The 21,054-nt window shown below is 65.4% G+C and carries 17 protein-coding genes and 1 pseudogene; 1 reads left to right on the top strand and 17 read right to left on the bottom strand.

Annotated features, from left to right (window positions below; all coding sequences use genetic code 11):
• Positions 1-2 precede the first annotated feature (2 nt).
• The 17 genes and pseudogenes from F464_RS0115405 to F464_RS28735 all read right to left on the bottom strand — a co-directional run bounded on the left by F464_RS0115405 (position 3) and on the right by F464_RS28735 (position 17,889).
• Positions 3-911, bottom strand: a complete 909-nt coding sequence (locus F464_RS0115405) for an SDR family oxidoreductase (protein WP_018990735.1) — start codon at positions 909-911, stop codon at positions 3-5.
• Entirely contained in the window at positions 908-1,060 is a 153-nt protein-coding gene (locus tag F464_RS31340; RefSeq protein WP_269744908.1) for an acyl-CoA dehydrogenase family protein, read from the bottom strand. The genes F464_RS0115405 and F464_RS31340 overlap by 4 nt, the downstream gene beginning before the upstream one ends.
• A gap of 9 nt (positions 1,061-1,069) precedes the next feature.
• A complete protein-coding gene (locus tag F464_RS29975) occupies positions 1,070-1,639 on the bottom strand; it encodes an FAS1-like dehydratase domain-containing protein (RefSeq protein ID WP_051092303.1) in 570 nt (189 codons plus the stop codon).
• Positions 1,640-1,651: 12 nt separating this feature from the next.
• Positions 1,652-3,265 (bottom strand): enoyl-CoA hydratase-related protein, encoded by a 1,614-nt coding sequence (locus F464_RS0115390; RefSeq protein ID WP_018990732.1) that lies wholly within the window; start codon positions 3,263-3,265, stop codon positions 1,652-1,654.
• Between the two features lie 18 nt (positions 3,266-3,283).
• Positions 3,284-4,078: an enoyl-CoA hydratase-related protein gene (locus tag F464_RS0115385; RefSeq protein ID WP_018990731.1), complete on the bottom strand. Its 795-nt coding sequence runs from the start codon at positions 4,076-4,078 to the stop codon at positions 3,284-3,286.
• A 32-nt stretch (positions 4,079-4,110) separates the two neighbouring features.
• On the bottom strand, positions 4,111-4,878 hold the full coding sequence (locus tag F464_RS0115380) for an SDR family oxidoreductase (protein ID WP_018990730.1): 768 nt from the start codon (positions 4,876-4,878) through the stop codon (positions 4,111-4,113).
• 49 nt (positions 4,879-4,927) lie between these two features.
• Positions 4,928-5,818 carry an SDR family oxidoreductase gene (locus tag F464_RS0115375; protein ID WP_018990729.1) on the bottom strand — a complete coding sequence of 297 codons (891 nt, stop codon included), beginning with the start codon at positions 5,816-5,818 and terminating at the stop codon, positions 4,928-4,930.
• A gap of 57 nt (positions 5,819-5,875) precedes the next feature.
• Positions 5,876-6,991 (bottom strand): alkane 1-monooxygenase, encoded by a 1,116-nt coding sequence (locus F464_RS0115370; protein ID WP_018990728.1) that lies wholly within the window; start codon positions 6,989-6,991, stop codon positions 5,876-5,878.
• 86 nt (positions 6,992-7,077) lie between these two features.
• Positions 7,078-8,250 carry an acyl-CoA dehydrogenase family protein gene (locus F464_RS0115365; RefSeq protein ID WP_018990727.1) on the bottom strand — a complete coding sequence of 391 codons (1,173 nt, stop codon included), beginning with the start codon at positions 8,248-8,250 and terminating at the stop codon, positions 7,078-7,080.
• Positions 8,251-8,405: 155 nt separating this feature from the next.
• Complete coding sequence (locus F464_RS0115360; RefSeq protein WP_018990726.1) at positions 8,406-9,284, bottom strand: alpha/beta fold hydrolase; 879 nt, start codon at positions 9,282-9,284, stop codon at positions 8,406-8,408.
• Between the two features lie 34 nt (positions 9,285-9,318).
• Positions 9,319-10,632 (bottom strand): nitric oxide reductase activation protein NorD, encoded by a 1,314-nt coding sequence (locus F464_RS28760; RefSeq protein WP_018990725.1) that lies wholly within the window; start codon positions 10,630-10,632, stop codon positions 9,319-9,321.
• A gap of 209 nt (positions 10,633-10,841) precedes the next feature.
• A pseudogene (locus tag F464_RS28755) lies at positions 10,842-11,153 on the bottom strand (AAA family ATPase); the annotation flags it as partial.
• Positions 11,154-11,353: 200 nt separating this feature from the next.
• Positions 11,354-12,715 carry a protoporphyrinogen/coproporphyrinogen oxidase gene (locus tag F464_RS0115350; protein ID WP_018990723.1) on the bottom strand — a complete coding sequence of 454 codons (1,362 nt, stop codon included), beginning with the start codon at positions 12,713-12,715 and terminating at the stop codon, positions 11,354-11,356.
• Positions 12,712-13,251: a molecular chaperone TorD family protein gene (locus F464_RS29970; protein WP_018990722.1), complete on the bottom strand. Its 540-nt coding sequence runs from the start codon at positions 13,249-13,251 to the stop codon at positions 12,712-12,714. The genes F464_RS0115350 and F464_RS29970 overlap by 4 nt, the downstream gene beginning before the upstream one ends.
• On the bottom strand, positions 13,248-16,151 hold the full coding sequence (locus tag F464_RS29965) for a molybdopterin-dependent oxidoreductase (protein WP_018990721.1): 2,904 nt from the start codon (positions 16,149-16,151) through the stop codon (positions 13,248-13,250). Before F464_RS29965 ends, F464_RS29970 begins: the two co-directional genes overlap by 4 nt.
• A complete protein-coding gene (locus F464_RS28740) occupies positions 16,148-17,254 on the bottom strand; it encodes a 4Fe-4S dicluster domain-containing protein (RefSeq protein WP_157353801.1) in 1,107 nt (368 codons plus the stop codon). The genes F464_RS29965 and F464_RS28740 overlap by 4 nt, the downstream gene beginning before the upstream one ends.
• An 11-nt stretch (positions 17,255-17,265) precedes the next feature.
• The gene (locus F464_RS28735; protein ID WP_018990719.1) at positions 17,266-17,889 is read right to left on the bottom strand and encodes a DOMON domain-containing protein; all 624 of its coding nucleotides are present in this window, start codon (positions 17,887-17,889) and stop codon (positions 17,266-17,268) included.
• Positions 17,890-18,204: 315 nt separating this feature from the next.
• Here F464_RS28735 and F464_RS0115330 point away from each other — a divergent pair, with 315 nt between their 5' ends.
• Positions 18,205-20,916 (top strand): LuxR C-terminal-related transcriptional regulator, encoded by a 2,712-nt coding sequence (locus tag F464_RS0115330; RefSeq protein ID WP_157353799.1) that lies wholly within the window; start codon positions 18,205-18,207, stop codon positions 20,914-20,916.
• The last annotated feature ends 138 nt before the right edge of the window (positions 20,917-21,054 follow it).

Below are 21,054 nucleotides of genomic sequence, written 5' to 3'. Positions count from 1 at the left end.
GCTTACTCCTCCACGCTCAGCATCATCGGCGCAACTGCGCGATGGAAGCCCTCGAAAGGCCGGTTGCGCGAGGTGTCGCCGAGGGGCCAGGTCTGACGCGCGTTGGGCGTGCCCCCATCGACGCGAATGCAGCTGCCGGTGATGAAGGCCGCAGCAGGCGACAACAGGAAGACGATCGCCGCGGACACTTCGGACTCGGTGCCGAAGCGCTTCAACGGCACCTTCGCCGCGTACTTGCGCAGCTCGCGGCGGGCTTCAGGCGTATAGCGATCGAACCCGCTGGAGGCGATACCGCCCGGCGCGACGGTATTGACGCGCACCCCCGCCTCGGCCCATTCGCAGGCTGCAGATTCCGTCAGTGTGAGCATGCCGCCGCGGGCCGCCGCGGAGTGACCGAAGTTCGGCCAGCCATTCCATATGTCGGCGATGATGTTGACGATCGCCCCGCCGTGCTGCTCCATCCAGCGCGTATAGGCCTCGCGCATGAAGACGAAGCCGCCGGTGAGGTTGTTGCGTAGGACCGCCTCGAAGCCATTGGTGCTGATCGTCTTCATCGGCGCCATCCATTGGCCGCCAGCATTGTTCACGAGTCCGTCGAGACGCCCATGTTCGGCGAGCACAGCGTCGATGGTCTGCCCGACGCCGGTCTCGTCGCGGATGTCGCAGGCGTGGATGCTTGCCTGGCCTCCATCCTCCAGGATCTCGCGGCGTACGCGTTCAAGTTTCAGGACATCGCGGCCGACGATCGCGACGGTCGCCCCGAGCGCGGCAAGCTCGTGCACGGTACACCGGCCGATGCCACTGCCGCCGCCGGTGACGATGACTGTCTGCCCCGCGAATAGATCGGAGCGGAAAACGGATTGGTAGCTCATGTGGGTATTCTGTTCGTTGTGCAGCGTCTTCGCAGTCATGGATATTGCACTGCCGCACGCCCAATGCTCTCGCGTGCGATAATCAGCTTCATCACGCCGTCCGTGCCGTCGCCGATCTCCAGGCCCGTCACGTCGCGCATGCGCTGCTGATGCGAAGAATCCAGCGAGTAGACGTAGTGGCCGAAGATGAGCAGGCACTAATGGATGACATCCACCGCGGTTCTCGGCCATCCACTTGACCATGGCCGCCTCCGCGGTGTGGGGGCAGCCCTGCATCGCGCAGCGCGAGCGCGTCGTCGGAGAGCTGACGCACAGCGGCGACCATCGATTCGTCGTCCACCAACGGGAAGGTCATGCCCTGGAACTTCACAATCGGCCGGGCGCGAGCGGGCGACGAGCCTCCCAGACGCCCCGGTGAAGCTCGTCTCCATGACGAAGAAGTCCATCTCGCCGCCTTTCTTGTCGTAGAGATCCGATACGCGGGGCTCGACCTTGAGTTCGTCGCCGGCCCGCACCGGGTCGAGGTAGTCGAACTGCTGCTCGGCGTGCAGGACCCGTGAAAGTTCGACGCCCAGGGTTTCGAGGATGCGGCGGGAGCTGTTGTCCTCGCCCTCCAGCACCTTCAGGAACGTCGGAGGGGCGATTTCGCCGCGATAGACGGGGTTGCGCTCGCCGATGGCGTCCGCGAAACGCGCGAGGCGCTCCGGGCTGACGGTCACCGCGAAGGGCGACAGTGCGTATCCAAGATGTTTCCGGTCGATCGTCACGCAGGCGCCCTCCTACGCGGCAGCGGCGGCGAACAGGGACTCGCCGCCGGTCGGCCAGGCGAAGAGCGCAGCATCGCGGGTCCTGGCCATTTTCGCCCACGCCTGCAGGGCATCGGGGCCGTGCTGCAAGGCGCAGCAGAATGGGCCCCCGCTGTAGGCGGGAGCGATGCCGGCGACGACGGCCGCGGCATCGGCAAGTTCCATGTCATCGATGGCCCGATCGAGCCAACGCCTGATCGCGGCGAGGGACACGGCGAGGAGCTGTTCTTCTTCGCTGCAGCCTGCCGCGCGCGCGGCCTCGCGAACCTGCGACATCGATTCGAGGGACGAGGTCTGGCCACGGGTGACGAGCACGGCATCTGCGCCGAGCCATCGGACGACGGCGAGCGCGGCATCCCGGGCGGCGGGGTCGTCACTGTTGTCGACAACCACTTCCACCGCCCTGCCGTATTCAGTCTTGGGGGCAGCCCATACGCCCGCCCGCGCGTTGTCGAGCGTTGCGACGCCGTCGGAAAGCCACGCGACTTCGACGCCTCTCACGGGCCGGGCGCCGTTCAGACGCACGGCGACGTCCTGCGCGCCGAGTTCTTCGGGCACGACAACTTTCGCGCGCCCGGCGGCGAGGCGTCGGGTCAGCGCCTCCGCCCCCTCGCCGATGACCGCCACCTGCGCCTTGCGCGGGTCGAGGGCGATGGGCGCGGCCTTGAGCGAGCGCTGGCGGTTGAGGAAGAGAGCACGCACCATATGACCCGCGACCGGATTGCGGATCAGGTTCACGAAGATGTCCATCTCGTTCGCGAGCGCCGCGTCCATCGGCATATTCCAGCCCTCGACCACGCAGTTCATGATCGCGGTATAGGCCGGATATTTGGCGAGGGTCTCTTCCGACAGGCCGAACGCGCGGGCGATGTGTTCACTCACGTCTGGCGCGCTGAAGTCGAAACCCCCGGCATCGAAATGCGCATCCGCGCGATCCCAAGGCGGCGTCGTGCGCTCCAACGAGAGCAGTGCCCGCCGCCTCGCCGCCGCAATGAGTTCGGCAGGCGGGACGACCTCATCGACGAGAGCGCATCCGAGCGCTGCCGCAGGAGTCAGTGGGTTGCCGTCGAGCAGCATGCGAAGACCCAGGCGTGCACCGACGAGCCGCGGGAGCCGTTGCGTCCCGCCGGCCCCGGGAAGAAGTCCCAGCTTGATCTCGGGCAATCCGAGCAGCACGTTCGGCGCATCGGCCACAACCCTCGCGTGGCAGGCCAAGCCCAGTTCGAGCCCGCCGCCGAGCGCCAGGCCGTTCAGGGCCGCGACGTAGGGCTTGCGGCTCTTTTCCAGGCGCCGGAAGATGCGGCCGAGGCGGCCGCACAGTTCCACCAGTTGGGCGTGGGAGTCCGAGCGGGCGCGCTTGTCGAACACATTGCTGATCATCGCCAGATCGGCGCCGGCGATGAAGGCGGACTTGCCGGAAGTCAGCACCACCGCCCTCACCTCCGGATGCTCCTCCACGTGGATGACGAGTCGCTCGAGCGAATCCATCATGTCCATGGAGAAGACGTTCATCGAACGGCCGGGCATGTCGATGCATGCCAGCAAGACGCCGTCGCGATCCAGTTCGATCCTGATGTTCTGATCCATTGCGCGCCCGATTCCCGGTTAGAGGTACTTCTTGAACTCGGGCTTGCGCTTCTCGTTGAACGCGCGCACGCCTTCCTTCGACTCTTCGCTCTGGTAGTAGCCCTTCACCGCGGCCACGCCCATGAAGCTGATGCCGCGAATGTTCTCGCTGTCGGCATTGAACGAACGCTTGGCGATGGCGATCGCGGTCGGGCTCAGCTGGTTGATCTCGGCGGCCCAGGCCTCGCATTCGGCATCGAGTTCCTCGTGCGGCACGACCTTGTTCACCAGCCCCATCTCGAGCGCTTCCTGAGCCTTATAGCGGCGGCACAGGAACCAGACTTCGCGCGCTTTCTTCTCGCCCAGCATGCGGGCGAGATACGCGGTGCCGAAGCCGGGATCGACGGAGCCGACCTTCGGGCCGACCTGGCCGAACTGCGCCTTCTCGGAGGCGAGGGTCAGGTCGCAGATCGTCGCGAATACGTTGCCGCCGCCGATCGCGAAACCCTGCACGCGGGCGATCACGACCTTGCGGCAGTCGCGGATGGCGGTCTGCAGTTCCTCGATCGGCAGGCCGACCATGCCGCGCGGACCGTACAGGCCGTCTTCCGAGAGGTGCACCTTTTGGTCGCCGCCGGTGCAGAAGGCCTTGTCGCCGGCTCCGCCGAAGATCACGGCGTTCACCGACTTCTCCTCGTCCGCCATCCGGAAGGCCTGAATCAGCTCCTCGACCGTCTGAGTCCGGAAGGCATTGAAGACTTCGGGGCGGTTGATGGTGATATAGACGGCGTTGGCGCCGACTTCGTAGAGGATGTCCTTGAATTGCGTGCTCATGGTTTTCCTTCCAGATAGGGGTGAGGGTCGAATCAGCCGTGCATCGTCAGGCCGCCGGAGATGCTCACGGTCTGGCCGGTCATGAAGGAGGCGTCATCGCTGGCGAGGAAGGCGACGAGGCCGGGGTAGTCGTCGGGTTCGCCAATGCGGCCCAGCGGCACGCCACGCACCATGGCGTTGCGGATCTTTTCGCCCTGCTCGCCCGTGCCGACGAAGGCGTCCATCGCGGGCGTGTTGGTCGGCCCGGGGCAGACGCAATTGAGCAGCACGTTGTTGCGCGCAACTTCGCGGGCCAGCGCCTTGGCGAAAGAGATCGTCGCGCCTTTGCAGCCGGAATAGACGACCTCGCCCGATGAGCCCACACGGCCGGCGTCGGACGCGATGAAGATCACCCGACCGCCGCCGCGCTCGGCCATGCCCGCGACGACCGCGTGGGTCATGTGGATCGGGCCGAGGTAGTTGATATCGACGACCTTGCGCCAAAAGTCCGGGGTGGTCTTCAGGAAAGCGGTCGGGGTATCCCAGCCGGCGTTGTTCACCAGCGCCCAGGTCGGGCCGAGGCGCGATTCGATCGCTGCTACCGCTTTCTTGACGCCTTCGTAGTCGGTGATGTCGCACGCTTCATAGTCGGCCTTGCCGCCCGCCGCGCGGATCTGCTCGACCGCCGCGTGTGCGGCCTGGCCGTTCATGTCCAGCACGCCGACTGCCATGCCCTCTTCGGCCAGTCGCTTGGCGATCGCCAGCCCGATGCCGCTTGCCGCGCCCGTCACCAGCGCAACCTTGTCCTTGAGTCCTCGCACAACTGTCTCCTTTGAAGCGGTTAGTCAATTCACTTTGGATACGTTCGAATCAAACCGTGCGCTGCGCCTTGCTCTCTTCGCTCGCAGCCTTGGCTTGTTCCTTGATGTGCGCCCACTGCTCGTCGGTGAGCTTGTTCAGGCCGGCGAAGGTGGACGGCGCCGCGAGGTGGTGGGCGCCATCGATCGCGATCGTCTCGCCGGTGATGTAGTCGCAGCCATCGGACTGGAGCAGCAGCACGAGATTGCCCAGCTCCGAGATCTCGCCGAAACGGCCGGCCGGCACCTCGTCGGCCTGCGTTGCGCCGACCGAGCTGTCGTCGGTGGGGTTGAGCATCTTCCAGGCGTAATCGGTGGGGAACGGGCCCGGCGCGACCGCATTGACGCGGATGCCGTACTTGGCCCATTCGACCGCCAGCGACATCGTCATTGCGTTCACCGCGGCCTTGGCCATCGCCGAGGGCACGACGAAGGGCGAGCCGGTCCAGATCCAGGTGACCAGCGTCGACACCACCGAGCCTTTCAGGCCATTCGCGATCCAGCGCCGGCCCACGGCCTGAGTCGTGAAGAAGGCCCCGTTCATCACGGTCGAGGTGATCGCCTCGAAACCGCGCGGGCTCAGTTCCTTGGTCGGCGCGATGAAGTTCCCCGCGGCGTTGTTGATCAGGCCGGTAAGCGGCCCGAACTTCTCCCAGATCTCGCCCACCGCGGCATCGACTGCCTCGGCCTTGCGAATGTCCACCGCCTGCCAATGAACCCGCTCGGCATCCAGCTCGCCGTTGATCTCGGCCGCCGCCTCTTCGAGGATCTGTGCGCGCCGCCCCCAGATATGGACGTTCGCCCCGTGCGCTGCGAGGTGGCGCGCGAGCCCCTTACCGATGCCGGTGCCGCCGCCCGTGATGAGCACGCGCTTGCCTGCCAGACATTGCTTATCGAACAACATACGGTCTCCTTCGCGGGCGTCTGGAGAGACGCCACAGATTCGTCATTCACTACGCATTCAGACGTGATTCGGCGCTGCACCGCGTTCCCGCCCAGGCGCTTCCAGCCAGTTCGGCCAGCCGACGCGTTCGTTCTGCGCCATAGCCAGCTTCTGCTCTTCGGGCGAGGCGAATTCGCGGTCCCAGCGCTCCAGCGCGGGCCTGATGATCGAGTTGAACCACACGGGCGGCACCAGCGCGGCGAGGAAGCACACGAACACGCTCGGCATCTGGATCGCCGTCCGGTCGGGCACCAGCGCGAAGTACGGCGCATACGAGTTCAGGTGGTGATCGGCGTGATTGGTGATCTCGAAGGTCATGATTCGCGACAGAGGACGCAGGTGGTTCCAGACGTGGCGCCGCTCGATCGGCGTGCCGACCGCCCGCACTTGCCCGTAGTGCTGGAAGTAGTTGAAGGTCTCGATCCAGAAGCGCGCGACGATCATCGCGCCGAGCGACACAAGGTTCGCTTCCCAGCCGCCGATCCAGTAGATGACGGCCTGGAACACGAGCTGCGCGACGATCGCCTTCCACAGCCGGTGGCGGATCGACCAGCGGGCGTAGCCGCGCTTCTGCAGCGCGTCGCACTCGGTGCGCTGGCAGTCGAGCGTGGTTTCGACGACGGCCCGCGGCGCGAAGGCATAGAGGGACATGCCGCGCGGGGCGGTGTCGCTGTCATTCACCGTCGAAACATGGATGTGGTGCGTGACGACGTGGCCGATGTCGCGCGTACAGTCGAGGTAGCACACCTGGGCGTAGCGGCCCGCGAAGCGCGAGATCGCGCCGCGCTGGTGATACAGCTCGTGCGTCGCCGGGATCAGCGGCAGCACCGACAGCCACGCGACACTGAGCAAGGCGCCGACGGTCTGCGCGCCATCGAGCTGGCCACTCGCGACGACCCAGGCGAGTGCCACGTAAAGACTCGGGCCGAGGATCGTGCAGATCCACACGGGGATCAGGGACAAGGCACGGCTGCGAATCCGCCGCGCCGAAAAGTCCATCGGCAGGATGCTGTCGACGAGCGCCAGCAGGGGAAAGGTCGCAATGCCGACCCACACCCAGTGCCCCCCGGCCAGCAGCCCGGCCAGCGTGGCCACTTGCATCAACACGGGGAGGAAATACTTGAGGTAATCCATCTTCTTGTCTCCATCATCCGATGCGGCCTTGGGAACCGGCACCGGCTCTCTCTGGTGGTTGCGCCTGCCGTCTACCGGCGAGCCGCTTACGAGGTCGTGAGCTCGCGCGGCTTCTTCTCGGCAAACAGGTTTCGCCCGATCAGGTACTTCATGATTTCTATGGAGCCCCCGGCGATTTTTACGATGCGTGCGTCGGCGTAGGCGCGCGCGATCGGGTATTCCCACATGTAGCCCCAGCCGCCGAAGAGCTGCAGGCACTCATCGACGACCTTGCAGTGCAGGTTCGACAGCCACATCTTGGCCATTGCCGCATCCAGCGCATCGAGCTGGCCGTCCATGAAGAGCGCGATGCACCGGTCGGTAAAGACGCGTCCGATGACTGCCTCGGTGTGCAGCTCGGCGAGCTTGAACTGGGTGTTCTGGAAGTCGCCGATGGTCTTGCCGAAGGCTTCGCGGTTGGCGGTGTAGTCGACCGTGTAGCCGATCACCTCCTCCGCGACCGCCGCCGAGCGGATCGCCTGGGCGAGGCGTTCCTGTGCCAGCTTGGTCATCATGATCGCGAAGCCCTGCCCTTCCGCGCCGAGGATCGAGCTCGCCGGCACGCGCAGATCCTCGAAGAAGAGCTCGGAGGTGTCCTGCGCCTTGAGGCCAAGCTTCTCGAGGTTCTTGCCGCGCTTGAAGCCGGGCAGGCTGGTATCGACGAGGAAGAGCGTGATGCCCTTGGCGCCGGCGTCGCGGTCTGTTTTGGCGGCCAGCACCAGCACATCGCACATCTGGCCATTGGAGATGAACACCTTCTGGCCGTTGATCACGTAGTCGTCGCCGTCGCGCACCGCGCGCGTGCGGATGTTCTTGAGGTCGGAGCCCGCATGCGGTTCGGTCATGCCCAGCGCCCCGATCGCCTCCCCGCTCACCATGCGGGGTAGCCACTGGCGCTTCTGTTCCTCGGTGCCGAAGGACTTGATGTAGGTGGCGACGAGGTCGCAGTGAATCAGGAAGCCCGGTCCGGTGTAGCCGCATTTCGCGATTTCCTCGAAGACGATGACGTCGAAGAGGTAATCCAGCCCGAGGCCGCCGTATTGCTCGTCGACCGTGCAGCACAGCAGCCCGGCGTCGCCGGCCTTGCGCCACACCTCGCGCGACACGATGCCGTCCTTCTCCCACTGCGCGTGGTACGGGCGGATTTCCCTATCGATGAACTTACGCACCGTGTCGCGAAACATCTCGTGCTCTTCACTGAACAGGTTGCGCTTGATCATGGTGTGCTCCGTCTCGTCCGTTGAGTTTTAAGTATGGTAGCGTACGATTTAGAGCGAATCAAGATAATTTTGTAGCGTACTAATTTTCAATTCTCAAACGACAGGCACAAGAACAACGGCGCCTTCTCCGATACAGCTCGGCGCCCCCGCTATCATTACTTAATGAACTTAATAATCTGCTTGCTGACGAATTCCGGCGCTTCCAGATGCAGGAAGTGCCCAGTCTCGGGAACCATCAGCGCCTGCGAGCCGGGGCCGACATGGGCGAGCATTTCAGTCAGCGCATCCCCGTCGAGGCCTATGCAGCCGTCGCGCGCGCCGTGCAGGTACAGCAGCGGCTGGGTGAGCGCCCCGGCGCCGTCGCCGTAGGCGAAGGAGAAGCTCGCGGGATCGAAGAAGGCGCGGTAGTAGCCGAGCGCCGCTTCGAGGTTCGCCTTGCCGCTGAGGCAGCGAGCAACTTCGGCGACGTCCTCGCGGGCGTCGTAGCCAGGCGACCAGTCGGCCCACAGATCGCGGATGAAGGCGAAATCGTCGGCAGCAACGACCTCGTCCGCGGCGGCCATCTGGAAGAACCACATGTAGAACGAGCGCTTCAACTGCGCGTAGGTCGAATGGCGGCGGGCGAGTACCTGCAGTGGCGGCACCGCCATCGTCACGCAGCGTTTCCACAACGCGGGTCCTTGCAGCGCCGCCGAGTACGTCGCCACCGCGCCCCAGTCGTGGCCGCAGATGATTGACTCTCCGGTGCCGCCCAAGGCGCCATGCAGCGCGTTCGCATCGGCACCCAGGGCGAGGAATAGCCCTACCCCATCCAGACTGGCCATCTCGGGTGCGGTAGTCGGTGCATAGCCGCGCATGTAGGGTGCGACGGCCCGGTATCCCTGGCTTGCCAGCGCGGGCAGCAGGTGACGCCACGTCACAGCCGTGTCGGGAAAGCCGTGCAGCAGCAGCGCCAGCGGCCCCTCCCCCTGTTCAAGGTAGTGGAACTCCAGCCCGTTGGCCTGGACGCGCCCGCGTTTAAGTTCGTATGTCATTGTTTCCATCTTCTCTGTCGAGGTCGTTTTCCATTCACACCGCTGCACGCGTCTTGCGTGCCGCGGCGCCTATTGCCTGCTCGATCGCCTCCCGCAGCCGGCTCGCCATCTCGGAGGAGCTGCCCATCGCGAGGTAGTTGGCCGATCCCCACGCCCGCTCGAGCCGTGCCGCGTCGGTATCGCTGCCCACGCTCAGGCACAGGCAGGCGACGCCCCGCGCGCGCGCCTCTTCGAGCGCCTTGCGCGTGTCCTGGTCGGCGTATTCGCCTTCGTACTGATCGTCGTAGGGATAACCATCCGAGATCAGCAACAGGAGCTTGAAAGGGGTGCCGGAATGCGTGTCGAGCAGCGTCGTGCCATGCCGGATGGCTGCGCCGCTGCGCGTGTAGCCCGCGACGGAAAGGCGGCTCATGCGGTCGCGGGTTGCCGCGCCGAAACGTTCGTCGAATGCCTTCAGGTGCTGGAAGCGCACGAGGGTGCGGCCCCATGAGTGGAAGCCGTACATCGCAACCCGGTCGCCGAGGCGGTCAAAGGTCTGACACAGCTTCCACGCGGCGCGCACCTGGCGATCGACGACACGATCACCGGCGTCGCCTTCGAGCGTCGAACTGGAGACATCGAGGAGGATCAGCACGCCAAGATCACGGCGCGTGCGCAAGCTCGCGGAATAGATGCGTTCCTCGCCAGAATGGCCGCTTCGCAGGTCAACGGCGAGCCGGATCAGGCGATCCAGTACGAGTTCGTCGCCATTCGTCTGCCCCGCATGCCGACGGAATCCCAGGCACAGTCCCGCGAGCGAGCGCTGCAGCCGCTGGTCAGGCGCTGGGTCGAGCAGGCTTGCATCGAAGACAGGCTCGTCAGACCCGGGGGCGACTTCCTCGACGTTGGTCCAGTCGAAACGGTAGCGCGCCTTGCCGGCGTCCCATTCCGGATAGCTGTGGGCGCCCCCCTCGGGCCCCACGAATGCGCTTGGAATCGCTACCGACATGCCCGAACGCAACGCCTTGGTGATGTCCAGCGCGTGTCGTGACGCCCGCCCACTCACCATTTCGGACGAGCCCTCGATACCCGTGTCGGCGGCCTGTTCAGGGGAAGACTGCATGTCGAAGATTTCGCGCATGAAACGAGCGAAGAATCCGTCCTTGCCGAGCGGCGAGGACAGCAGCTTCCAGAAGGGATTACGCGTCAGCGCGTCTTCGTCACCCTCGGCCTGCTCCTGCTGGAGCCCGTCCAGCCGTGCCTCCAGCTGTTCCAGCTTGCGCGCGTCCGTCTTGCGCCCTCCGCCCCGCAAATTCCGGAGCAGGACGGCCCACGGTTGCATCGTGCCGTACCACTCGGGCGGGGGCAACAGTGCGCGACTGCGGGTAATCCTTAACGAATCCTCCGCATTCCGCGAACAGTGTCCCGTACGGTAAGGTTCGATGGCCTTCATGAACGCCCGCGGCAATCGGTCGGCAATCGGTCGGCAATCCGCTCGCAGCAACGCTCCACTTCCAGCACGAGAAAACGCTGCCGCTGCTCGATGCTGCCGACCAAGGTGCGCAGGCCCCCCGCCTTCAGCGCGCCGCGACGCACGGCCCGCGTCAGCGGCCCGTCGGCCCACACAGTTTCACCACCGTGCAGCAGATAACGTCCGACGAGATCCGCCGCGGTGATATCTTCGTGGCAGGCAATCGTGATGAGCGGCACCCCGAGCCGGGTCGCCATATGCTCGATGAGCCTTGTCTTGCCGCAACCCGTCGGCCCCTTCAGCATCAGCGGCAGTCGCTGGCGATGCGCAGCCTCGAACACCTCGATCTCGTTGCCGCCAGGAAGGTAGTAAGGTTGCTCCACCGTCCGCCGCTCATCCGCACTGAAGGCCACCTGCATTGCCTGTCTCCATCGTTGTCTTCTTGGTGTGATGGAGAACTTAGTCCTTGTCTCGCAATCGCCCCCCTACCGATAGTTAGGAGGGCGACGGTGCGTCCGCGGACATGCGGCAATCGTTCCGGTCGAGGACGATCTTCTGTCGCTTTCGCCCTGCCGAAGCGTCCGCGTCCTTACACGGGCAGACAAGTCGGGTTCGTCGATTAAGCGGTAAGTTCAGCTGCAGCGGGCGCGTGTAAAGGAACACCGCCCGACTCACGCAGTGCTCGATCCAGCACCTGCGCCGCCCGCTCCCCGCTGAACACCGCTGCCTCGACCCCCGCCTGCGAGAAGTAGTCGCCCGCCAGACACACGCGGGGCGGCATGGCCTTGTGTACGGCGTCGAGCTTCGCGTAGTGACCGGGACCGGCGATCGTCAGGCCGCGGTCGTAGCGGAAGAGGTGTACGAAGCTGGGTTCCGGGGCGGCACCGAAGGCTCTTACGGCCGCTTCCACCGCTTCGCGTTTGATGTCATCGTCGCTCATGTGGGCGAGCGGCGGGGTGTTGAAGTAGACGCCGACCGCCTCGGCACCTTTCGGTACGGAGCCCGGATTGCGGCGGCTGTGCAACACAATCGCGCCGATGTTGCGCGTCTCGCCGACGCCGACCGGCAGCACGATGTCGTTCGGATAGTCGGGCCACGGACTTTTCGCGTAGCCGATCGCGACGTGCGCGTAGTCGGTGTAGGGCGCTTCGGTAAGCCTGCGCTTCGCGTCCGCGTCGATGTGGGACTCGAGCAGCTTGGCCGCGACGAAGGCTTCCGTGGCAACCACCAGCCCGTCGGCATCGTACGCCTCGCCGTTAGCGAAGACGCGGAAACCGTTTCCGTTGCGCTCGATGCGTTCTACGGGCGACGAGAGACGGACTTGTGCCCGCTTCGCCGCCTTGACGAACCATTCGCTGACCTGGCCGATTCCGCCTGGGGGCACCGACAACTTCATCTTGTGCGCCTGCCGGATGATGGCGTGCGGGAACGGGGTCGACAGCCAGCTCGCCGGCACGGCATAGAGGAAATCCATGATCGGCCGCACGATGTATTCGTAGGCTCGATCGCCGAGATTCTGCCGCGACCATGTCTCCAGATTCTCGCCCTTGTCGAAGGCGGCGAGTTCCGCCCCGTTGAACGCATTGCCTGCGCCGGAGCCGGCGTACAGTTTCAGCCCCGCCAAGGCCACCTTCAGCTTGTCGCCCAGGGTCAGCACCGGTATCCGCAGGTAGCTCGGCAGCGACACGAAGCTCACCGGATAGCGCGAGTCGTCCTTGTCCTGCAGTTCGGATGCGCCGCCCCACGCCACGACTTCGCGCTCGTGCCCCATTTCGGCGAGCAGCGCCGACGTGCGGGGATAGATGCCGCCCATCAGGAACAGTGCGCCGGTGGCGAGATTGAAGCCGTCGCGGCGAAGCTGCTTGGTGCGGCCGCCGACCTGGTCCGAGGCCTCGAACAGCAGCACGTCGTGGCCCTGCTTGCTCAAGGTGTAGGCGGCCGCGCAGCCGGCGGGTCCGCCGCCGATGACGATGGTTTTCATGAAGTCTGTCTCCTGGATAGTTCTTGTAGGTCTTCGTCGACAAAGGCGGCGGTGAGCTCGATCAAGTCCCGGCAGGCGGACGATCCGCTCTTCAATGCACTGCGCACGCCGCTCACCAGCCGCAGCAGGTGACGCGACAGGAAATCGCGCTGGGCACGCAGCAAAGACTCGCGGGCCTCGGGCTGCCCGGCCGAGCACTCCTGCTGGTGTGTCAGGAAATGCATGAATTCGAGTTCGACGCTGAGGTGGTCGGGCATCTCGGCGCGTTCATCCCGCCCAAGCCCGAAGAAGCCATAAAAGCGCATGAGCTCCTCGAACAGCGCGCTCTGGTCCCCGCCGGCGTAGGCCCCCTCCCTCAATGAACACGCCTGCTCGCTGACGGATGGATCGAAGGCCGTGTTGAAGTCGCTGCCGACAATCGCCATCGGCCCGCTGCCGGCGCCCTCATACGTGAAGGCACGCGAAAGCGCGGCATACATTGCGCTGCGGCCAATGGCGCTGCGCGAGAAGTCCGTGAATTCGTCGCGCGCGCTCATGCGGGGACTCCTTCGACGATGCGCTCGATCTCGATCCGCGTGTCGCGATCGAAGACCGAGCTCTGCCCCTGCAGTACGCCTGCGGTGAGGTGCGGATGGCCGCCGGCCAGCTCAACCGGATTGAGCGGGGTCGGCGAGACGCTGTTCATGTCCCCGCCAGCGAGGAACTGGTATTGCTCCCAGGCGTGGTACATCAGCGTCTGTCCCGGGCGCAGGCTAGGCGACACTTTCGCCTTGCACTTGAAGCTTCCGACGTCGTTCCAGACGCGGATCCAGTCCCCGTCGACGATACCCCGCCTGGTCGCATCGGCCATCGACACCAGCATGTAGGGCTCGGGCCGCGCTTCCAGGCGCAGCATGATGCGGCTGTCGCGCCACGTGGAATGGATGCTCCAGCGCGTCTTGCCGCCGGTCATCATCAGCGGGTAGTCGCCGCCGATCATAGGGGGCGCCTTGAAGCGCGGCAGCAGCTCGTCGAGTTCCTCGTAGAACGGGTGGTCCACGAAAAACTGAATGCGACGGCTCGATGTCGGATACGGCACCTTGTCGCGTACGTGGAAGGTCAGCGGCACGATGCTGTCGTTCTCGGGGAATTCGCACATGTTGCCGATCGAGCTCGGTTCCTCGGGCAGCTTCTCAAAGCGCGCGAAGCCCTTCTTCTTGATCTCGTCCCACGACAGCTTCTTGTGTGTGCCGCCGAGGTCATAGATCGTTCGCGCCACCTTGTCGTCGTCGCCTTCCTTGAACTGCCCGTTCATCGTCAGGTCGTCGTAAAGGCTGTCGAGCTTCACCTCCAGCCCCTGCGGGCTCTGCACCGACTTGATGCCGCGCTCGCGCGCACGCTTCTGGATCGCCTCCGACAGCGCGACGATGATGCTCCAGTCGCTCTTCGACTCGCCCAGCGGCTTGGTCGCCTGGTCGGTGATCGTGAGGTAGGGCGACAGCGGTGTGACCCACTTCAGCGACGTGCGCTCGTACCACGGCGCGACCGGCAGCACGTAGTCGGCGTGGCGCGCGGTGGAGTTGATGCGCCAGTCCATGACGACGATCTTCTTCAGCTTCGGCCACAGCACTTCCAGCAGCTTCTCGCTGCCGCGGGCACGGCGCAGCGTGTTGCTGCACAGCGAAATCATGATGCGCGGCGGCCGATCCGGCGGCGGGTTGAGCGGCTGCCATTGCTTCGAGAGCGACTCGTCCAGATAGGCGTCGAGCGGACGCTTGTTGCCCAGCCCCCACTCGTCGGCGCGCTTCGACAGCTCGCCGACACCGCCATGCACGGACCAGAACAGGGTGCCGGAGGTCCACACAGGCAGGCGCAGCAGCTTGTTGCCGGGCGCGAACATCATCCGCCCGAGGTCGGTGACGATCATCTCGTGCGTGTCGCCGGCCTCGAGACGCTGGTGGATCAGCGGTTCGAGCTTGCCGAAAGTTTGCGCCGCCTCCTGCAACGAAGGCGGAATCGCGAACTTGTCGCCGCCGTCGGGCGTGAGCAGCGGGAAGCCGGAGAAGCCCGCGCCGCGCCGGCCGATGTTGCCGGTGAGCGCGAAGATCAGCGCCATCGAGCGTTCCGCGAGGTTGCCGTGGAAGTACTTGCACATGCTCGTCTGCGCGATGTTCGAGACCTTGTCGGCGCTGACGATCTCGCGCGCAAGCCGGCGGATCAGCTTGGGATTGACCCCGCACATCTTCGACGCCGCCTCGGGCGCGTAGTCCGCCAAGCGGTCGCGCAGCAGGGAGAAGACGCTGCGCACTTCGACCTCGCTGCCATCCTTCAGCGTCACCCGCTTTTTGGCGTCGAGCGCGGGATCCAGCTTATCCAGCGCGAGCGAGCGGAAGGGCGCGGTCTGCAGGCTGTCGCTCGCCGCATCCCACAGCATGTGGTGATTCTCCAGCCCCCCTTCCTGCACGTCCGCCTGCTTGAGGAATCGCAGGGTGTCGCTGCGCACGAGCAGGGGCAGGTCGGACTGCTCCTTGACGAAGGCTTCCTTCACATGACCGCCGGCGACGATCTCGTGGCAGATGGCCAACGCCAAGGCGGCATCTGTCCCCGGCTTGATCGGCACCCACAGGTCGGATTTCGTTGCGGACGGGTTGTAGTCCGGCGCAATCGAGATGATTTTCGCCCCGCGGTAGCGCGCCTCGGTGAAGAAGTGCGCTTGCGGGATCTGCGTGTAGACCGGGTTGCCGCCCCAGAAAAGGATGAGATCGGAATAGAAATAGTCATCAGCCGAACGCTCGAAGACGATCTTGCCGAAGGTCTCCAGCGTGCCGCGGCGCGAGTCGCCGATCTCGCCGTCCATGTCGAGGCCGATCGACTGCGTCAGCATGCTGAAGCGGCCCTGCGCCGCCATCGACACGCCGAGATCAATGCCGGGGCCGAGGTCCCAGATCGTGCGGTCGGTGCCTTCCTCCAGCGTCACGTCGAGATAGGTGTCGGCGATGTCCCGCAGCGCCTCGTCCCAACTCACGCGCTCCCACTTGCCGCTGCCGCGCGGCCCCACCCGGCGCAGCGGATGCGTGATGCGGGACGGGTCGTACATGCGCTCCGAGAAGCAGCCGCCCTTCTGGCAGCCGCGCGGGTTGTAGTCCGGCAGTTCGGCATTGACCTGCTCGTATTCCCCGGCCTGTTCCTCGCGATAAACGATGCCGTCCTTCACATAGACGTCCCACGAGCAGTGCGCCTGGAACCAGCAGTTGAGGTGATGGGTGCTGCGCACCACCTTGTCCCACGTCCACTGGCTGCGATAAACGTCCTTCCACGAGGTATAGAGCGGCACGGCCGGCAGCTTCCCTGCGCCCGCGGCTGCCGCCGAGGACACCACGAAGTTGGGCATCGACAGGCTGCCCATCAGGGCCGCGGCGCTCTTGAGGAAGCCGCGACGATCGATTCCGGCGCTCATTCGCGGCCTCCCTTCTTGAATTCTTCCTTCGTGTAGAAACGGATCGCCGATACCTGCTGGGCGCGCGGTTTCTGCTGGTTCTGCGGAATCGGCCGGTTGCGTGCGACCTCGCGCGGGTGCTTCTGGAACGGACCGAACATGTCCAGCCACTTGCGTGCGATCAGCAGGTCCATCAACTCGGACTTCTCGCCGCGCTTGTTGCGCTCCCGCTCGCGTTCGAGCGTCTTCAGCGACTCATGCACGCCATCCCCGAACAGCGACACCAGGTATTCGGTGGGGATGCGCGCCTCGTCGGTCGGGTTCCCCTCGTCGTCGATCTTCGGCGGCGACAGCGGCGGCACGTAGAACACGTTGGGCTGGGTGCCGTATTCGGCATGCAGCGGCAGCGCGACCTTGTGCTTCGTCACGAGCTTCCAGATCGGGCCTTCCGGGTCGTCGAGGTAACCGACGAAGCGCACGCGCCCCGGACACTGGCGTGAACAGGCAGTCGTCACGCCCTCGTCGATGCGCGGGAAGCAGAAGATGCACTTCTGCGACACCTCCTCGACCTCGTTGTAATAGATCTTCTTGTACGGGCAGGCTTCCTGGCAGAACCGATAGCCCTTGCAGCGGTCCTCGTCGATCAGGACGATGCCGTTGTCCTCGCGCTTGCTGATCGCCTTGCGCGGGCAGGCTTCGAGACAGGCCGGGTGCGTGCAATGGTTGCAGATGCGCGGCAGGTAGAAATAGTGGCTGTTCGGGAATTCGCCGCCGCCCTGGTCCTCGTCCCAGTTCGGTCCCTTGCCGTGCTTGCCGCCGTCGGCCGCGAGCGAGACGTCGCCCTTGCCGCCGAAGAAGACTTCCTCGTGATTGAAGTTCCACGCCTTGCCGAAATCCTCGACGCTCGGGCGCTGCCCGCGCTGCGCGACGCCGTCGCGAAAACCGCCGCCCATGCTCTCGAATCCGTGCGGCGTGCCGGTGCCGGGCTGGGTGTTCACCGTGTTCCACAGCATGTGCTCCATGCCCTCGCGGCGCGTCCATAAGGTCTTGCAGGCCACGGTGCAGGTCTGGCAACCGATGCACTTGTTGAGGTCCATGACCATGGCCACTTGTCGTTTGCTCATGGCAATCTCCCTTACGCGTCGAGGGCCAGTTCGGCCCAGTCGATGGAGAACGCCTTGATGCCGCCACGCTCGTCGTTGCCGCCCATCCAGACGGCGAAACCGATACCGGTCTTGCGCCCGGCGACCAGCGGCGCGATGTCGCTGCCGCCCCCGAGCGGACGAGAGATCACCACCTGCCAGCGATCGCCTTTGGCGCGTGCCTGCGCCGAGCACGCCAGCGCCGGCCCGGGCGCCGAGGAGCCGATACCGGTCGCGATCTGCGAAACCGCCCCGCTCTTGTTGGCCTGCCAGCGCAGGAAATGGATCGGCGCATCCGCGGCCCCCATCAGCGCCAGCAGCGGCTTGCCGCGCACCGGCAGTGCGATCGCCAACGCATCGGGGAAGTCCTTGCCCGCCGGGCTCACCCCACGCCAACTCGCCCGCAGTGCCCACTGCTGACCGTCATGGACGCTCGCGACCTCGAGCGCCTCGACGCGCCCGTACTCGCGGCCTTCCCAGGAATTGCGGATATAGGGCGTGGGCTGCATCGCCAGCGGCGTCGACATCATCGACACCTGTTCGACAGGCACCGACGCCCAGCCGGGATCGCCCGGATCGAGCATCGGCGCAACATTCTTGACGCGACGTGTGCGCAATTTCGTCTCCTGTTGTCGTACGCATCCGGCGGCACGTGTCGGCCGCCTCGTGACACGGAGTTTTGAATTTGCACGGAATCCCATCCCCTACCGTGAGTTAGGGATCAGGCCCGCCCCCACCGCAAAGTGACGAAACGTTGACCTATGTCAACAAAACGCCCCTCCTTTTGCCGCCCGGACGTGAGCGCGTAGAATCGCCCGCTAGATCCCTGCGACCCCTGCCAGGACACGTTTGCCGGCGAGCGCACCAGCGGGACAATCCGTGCGATGACGGCGGCGATCAAATTCCACCGCGCGAATAACGAGGAGACTTTTTTGACCCAGGCCGTGCAGCCGGAACCGGCGACCAGCGAGCCCCATTTCAAACCGGTGTGCACGCCTGCCATCCGGCGGTTCTCGCATCTGCAGGCGCTGCCCCGGCTGCTGCTCGTCGTCGCCCCGCGGGGCTACGGAAAATCCGTGTTCCTTTCCGCCATCGCCCGGGCGCTGCGCGCCGCAGGCTGCAACAGCGAAGTGCATACGCTCGACGAGGGCCGCTCCGATTTCGCTACCGCGCTTACGCATATCGAGCGCTTGCTTGGCTGCGGTACCGAAGGCGCCGGCATGATGTTCTACGGCGTGCCGATGATCGAAATCGACGCGCGTATCGACGCCATTCTGCAGGCGGCGGAGCAACTCCAAGAAGATACGGTCCTGCTCATAGACGGCTTCGACGCGAACCGCGATGGCGAACTCGGCAACCTCATCGAACGCCTGGTGCTCAGCCGCCAGACGCGACTGCGCATCGTGGTGAGTTCGGTCGAGCTGCCGATCGACAGCTTCCATCGCATCCGCCTCGAAGACGGATTGCGCGAACTGGGCGCGGCGGATCTGAGCCTGGGCAGCGAAGAGATCCGCAGCCTGTTCGATTCAAGCTCGAATCCCGTCCCGCTGTCGCCGGAGCAGGCCGAGATCATCCACACGCAGACCGAAGGCTGGCCTGCGGCGGTGCGGTTGATGCACGTTGCGATGTCCTCACGGGTGAACCCCGCATCGATCTGCTTCGGCACGACAGCGCTCGACACCAACCTCACCAACATCCTGTCGCGCCGCGTGCTCGGCGCCATCAACCCGGCGATCGCCGAATTCCTGCTCGACATCGCGGACCTGGAGGCCTTCAACGCCGACCTGTGCAGTTTCGCGACCGCCAAGCCGCAGGCGCCCGACATGCTGGCCGAGCTGATCCGCCTCAACCTGATGATCTTCCCGGCCGCCGACCGCCCTGGCTGGTTCCGCTTCCACGGCCTGTTCAGCGACTACCTGCGGCGCGAATCGCGCGCCACCCGCAGCGAGGCCGAACGCCACGCCGTGCTCGGGCGGGCCGTGCAGTGGTGCCGCAAGCACGGCGAATACCGCGACGCCTTCGAACTGGCGCTGACGATCCACGACGGCACCCAGGCCAGCGACATCCTTGCCGGTCGCGCACAAGGCGTGGTGCGCGACGAGGGCCGTCACCTCTTTTACATCAACGCCTACGAACGCCTGCTCGAGATCGAGCCCTTCCCCGCCGACGAAGCGCAGTACTGGTACGTTTGGGCGATGCTCTTCGCACGCCAGTACGAGAAGGCCTACCGTGTGCTCGCGGCAATGCGCCTGGGCACGAAGAGCGACGACCCCGTTGCCGATCGCATGCCCGGACGCAAGCAGGCCCTGCTCTCGATCATCCTGTTCTCGCTCGATCGCATCCCCGAAGCACGGGCACGCGGCGAGCGCTGGCTCGAAAGCGATGACGGCCTCGATCCCTTCGAGAGCTCCGGCGTCGCCTGCGTGGTTGGCACTTCCGCCGTCGCCGATCTCGACTTTCCGGCCGCCCGGCGCGCCATCATGCTCGCCCGTAACTCGATGAGCCGCACCGGCAGCGAATACGGCCTCGGCTGGATGTCCTGCCTGGACGCGCTGATCGACATCGAGGAAGGCGACCTCGCCTTCGTCCACGACACCCTGCAGGAAGCCGTCACGCGCGCCCGCAAGCTGCTCGGCCCCGCGGCCTCGATCGTGTCGACCATGGACATGATGGCCGCGCGCATCGCGCTGGAGCGCGGCGATCTGGACGAAGCGCGAGAGCGGCTGCTGAACGGCCTCAGCCAGGCCAAGGAACACGGCTTTATCGAAACCACCAAGGTGGGGCTCGAAGTCGCGGTGCGCTTGTGGGACGGCAGCCAGGATTCGGTCTTCGCCCCGCGCCACCTCGACCCCGTGGCGACGAGCTTCCCGCCACGCTTGCAGCTGCTGCTGCAGTGCGCCGTGCTGGTACGTCTGGTGCGGCTCGGACTCATCGAGGCCGCGACCGACTGGGTGCGCCGGCAGGACATGGAAGGGCTGCTGAGCGCCCGCCCCCCTTCCCTTTCGGCAACCCAGCTGGCCAGCGCCCGGCGGTCCCTGCTCGCCGCGCGCATCGCCTGGCTGATCGCCCAACGCGACTTCCAGGCTGCCCTTGCAGCCACCGACATCGAGCTGCATTCGGCCCTGAAATCGCCTTGCGCCACCTGGCAGGTGCACCTGCTCCTCACCCGCTTGGAGATCGAAGCCGCGACCGGCCATGCCGCGCAGGCCTCCAAGACGCTGCTGCGCGCGATCGGCATCGCGGCACCGCGCCGTCTTCTGCAGCCCTTCGTCGAACATGCCGACGTGATCCAGCCGCTCATCATGGCCGACCCGAAGAAGAACTGGCCCCTGGTCAACGACAAGGAGTTTGTCTTCTTCGCCGACCTGCGCCAGCGCCTCGGTCCCGCCCTTGCCCCCGACCGCTCATCCCCGCAGCAGGAAGCCGCCGCCGACAGCTTCGAACTTGACGCGCCGACAAGCCGCGAGATCGAGCTGCTGGGCTTCCTCGACAGCGGCCTGTCGAACCAGGAGATCGCCGATCGCCTCGGCCTCACGGTGGGCACCGTGAAGTGGCACCTGCACAACCTGTTCATGAAGCTGCGCGTGCGCAATCGCTCGGCCGCGATCTTCAAGGCCAAGCGTGCAGGGCTGCTAAACCGATAGTGGTCTGCGAGAACCCGCGGCACCTATAATTATTTTATCTGGGCTGCGGGGAAGAGAACGTGAATCCGGGCAGCGGCACCGAAAATGAATTGTCGCGAGTAAACCAGGCCCTCCGAACCCTGAGCGCCGGGAACCGGA

This window comes from Aromatoleum toluclasticum ATCC 700605 (genome assembly GCF_000378245.1).
Classification (GTDB): domain Bacteria; phylum Pseudomonadota; class Gammaproteobacteria; order Burkholderiales; family Rhodocyclaceae; genus Aromatoleum; species Aromatoleum toluclasticum.
This window is presented reverse-complemented; position numbering and strand designations above follow the sequence as displayed.